This window comes from Rothia sp. HMSC062H08 (genome assembly GCF_001810775.1).
Lineage (GTDB): Bacteria > Actinomycetota > Actinomycetes > Actinomycetales > Micrococcaceae > Rothia.
Map to the genome: position 1 here is coordinate 77,610 of NZ_KV802675.1, position 2,527 is coordinate 80,136.

Here is a 2,527-nt window from a genome sequence, read left to right on the forward strand (position 1 = left end):
CATTCGCCGCAGACGGTGCGGTTGCAGCGCCCACACTGGGCGTAGCTAACGCGGTCGGGGTGGTTGACGCAGACCGTGGGGCTCTGCCCGTAGCCTGCGTAGTTGGGAAAGTTCTCCACTGACCCTCCAAGGGTTGTGTGCCGGATTTTCCGAAGATTTTTCACGTATTTTCAGGCTTAGTACCTGCCGTTTTGCCATTGCTGCGGGCTCTGCTGCTGAGGAGGCTCGGGCTTATCCACAAGCGGGACAAACAGCAGTGTCAACAGCACACCACCGACAAAACCACCCGCATGGCATGCGTGGGAGATATTCGAGGGGGTCAGAATGCTATAGATGATGTTCGGGGCAGTAATCATGACGAACACTCGTGCGGTGTCCTTCTGCTTCCTGATGATTAGCAGGGTCAAGAAAGAGCCCATGAGGCCGAATAGACCACCGGAGGCACCCACCACGCTGGTGTCAGACGCCAGCACGTACACGCCGAGGGCGCCGAAGACGATAGAGCCCAGGTACACGAGGAGGAACTTCCAGCGCCCCATCATGCGTTCGAGGGACACACCGTAGATGAAGAGGTTAATCATGTTCCACACCAGGTGCATCGGGTCGTTCTGCATGTGCAGAAAACCGTAGCTGATGATGCGGTAGTACTCGCCATGCTGGACGTAGGGCCACCAGATGTTGCCGTGCCTAACCACCCATTCATTGGGAATGATCTGCTGCAGACCGTACATCGCGACGTTAATCAGAATGAGCGTGTACGTAATGTGCCAGTGGCGCGCCAGGAATGAGCCCTGTGCTTTCGAACCTTGCGCCTTCGAGCTGCCGCCCGTGAGGTCGCGGTAGCAGTCGGGGCAGACCATGCCCACATCCAGCGCCACCTGGCATTCGCCGCAGACGGTGCGGTTGCAGCGCTTGCACTGGGCGTAGCTAACGCGGTTGGGGTGGTTGACGCAGACGGTGGGAGTCTGCCCGTAGCCTGCATAGTTGGGAAAGTTCTCCACTGAACCTCCAGGGGTTGTGTACAGGATTATCCGAAGGTGGTGTGCGGGGGATGGCGCGCGTGGGCATATAAGCGCAGGGACCCACCGGAAGAATCCTGGCGGGCCCCTGAACTATACGTGTTTTCTCAACACCTTCAGCAGAATGCTCGTATGAGCCTTCCGATGGGGTTTATTAGAGCTTTTCGATGTCGATCGAGGAGATGACAACGTCCTTGACCGGGCGGTCCTGGAAGCCGGTCTCAACGCTCTCAATAGCGTCAACAACCTTCTTGGATGCCTCGTCGGTGACCTCACCGAAGATGGTGTGGCGGCCGTTCAGCCAGGGGGTCTCAACGGTGGTGATGAAGAACTGAGAACCGTTGGTGCCGGGGCCTGCGTTAGCCATTGCCAGCAGGTAGGGCTTGGAGAAGGAGAGCTCGGGGTGAATCTCGTCCTTGAACTGGTAGCCGGGGCCACCAACGCCCATGCCCAGGGGGTCGCCACCCTGAATCATGAAGTCCTTGATGATGCGGTGGAACACGACGTCCTTGTACAGGGGGGTGTTCATGATTTCACCGGTGCGGGGGTGCTTCCACTGACGGGAGCCGTCAGCGAGGCCGATGAAGTTCTCAACAGTCAGCGGTGCGTGGTTGCCGAAGAGCTCGACGACGATGTCACCGTAGTTAGTGTGGATAGTTGCCTTAGCAGTTGCATTAGTCATGGCTCTATTGTGGCACGGGGCGGCGCTCATTCGCCATCTAACATGTTTTTTCGCCCCGGGCGCACCGTCGAGCGGGCTTTTTGGGCGGGAATTGAATATCCTGAGAGGTGAACACTACGCGCGCGGCGGCGTTTTCTAGTCGCTGGCGCATTTCAACCGATGGAGGTCACCCCATGTTCTGCTGCAAGAAGCGCAAGGCACGCAAGGCTGCTAAGGCTCAGGCTGTTGTCTCTTCCCTGGCTGCTGTTGAGTCCGCACTGGAAGGCAAGACCGCTGAGATGTTCGCTGAGAAGCTGACCGGCAACAAGAAGGCCCTGAAGAAGGCTCGTAAGGCTACCGCGAAGACCGTTCGCGCCGCTGAGAAGGAACTGGCTCGTATCGAGCGTAACGGCGGCAAGCGCCCCCGTAAGGGCCTGGCATTCCTGGGTCTGCTGGTTGCGCTGGGCGTTGCAGGCGCCGCAGCCTACAACGCAGCTCGCCCCGTGGAGGACCCCTGGAAGAACGCATAAGCGTTATTCCCCGCATTTTCTTCTCTACACGTTCTGAGGCGCCGCTAGCGGCGTGAGGGAGCGCATTGTGAGAGATAGCCGCCCGCTAGAGTTTTACTCTGACGGGCGGCTATTGTTTGTTTTTTTTGGGGGGGGGGAGGAAAAGGGGAGAGAGGAGGCGCTACAGATGCTACAGGTAGAGCGCTGAATCTCCCCGTGCATATACCCCGGGGTGCACCCTGCGGTATTTCCCCTAACATACCCGGATATACAAAGAACCCCATGTCTTTCGACATGGGGTTCTCGGTTCAAAAATAAACCGGCGATGACCTACTCTC

Annotated in this window: 3 protein-coding genes; 1 reads left to right on the forward strand and 2 read right to left on the reverse strand. The window is 58.2% G+C overall.

Features of this window, described 5'->3' with window-relative positions; all coding sequences use genetic code 11:
- Window positions 1–176 precede the first annotated feature (176 nt).
- Both HMPREF2765_RS08345 and HMPREF2765_RS08350 read right to left on the reverse strand, forming a co-directional pair.
- Window positions 177–1,001 carry a rhomboid family intramembrane serine protease gene (locus HMPREF2765_RS08345; RefSeq protein ID WP_049338659.1) on the reverse strand — a complete coding sequence of 275 codons (825 nt, stop codon included), beginning with the start codon at window positions 999–1,001 and terminating at the stop codon, window positions 177–179.
- Window positions 1,002–1,173: 172 nt separating this feature from the next.
- Window positions 1,174–1,701, reverse strand: coding sequence for a peptidylprolyl isomerase (locus HMPREF2765_RS08350; protein WP_049352247.1), 528 nt, complete (start codon window positions 1,699–1,701; stop codon window positions 1,174–1,176).
- Window positions 1,702–1,874: 173 nt separating this feature from the next.
- On the opposite strand from HMPREF2765_RS08350, the gene HMPREF2765_RS08355 reads away from it, so the two are divergent.
- Window positions 1,875–2,210, forward strand: a complete 336-nt coding sequence (locus tag HMPREF2765_RS08355) for a hypothetical protein (protein ID WP_049345994.1) — start codon at window positions 1,875–1,877, stop codon at window positions 2,208–2,210.
- Window positions 2,211–2,527 lie beyond the last annotated feature (317 nt).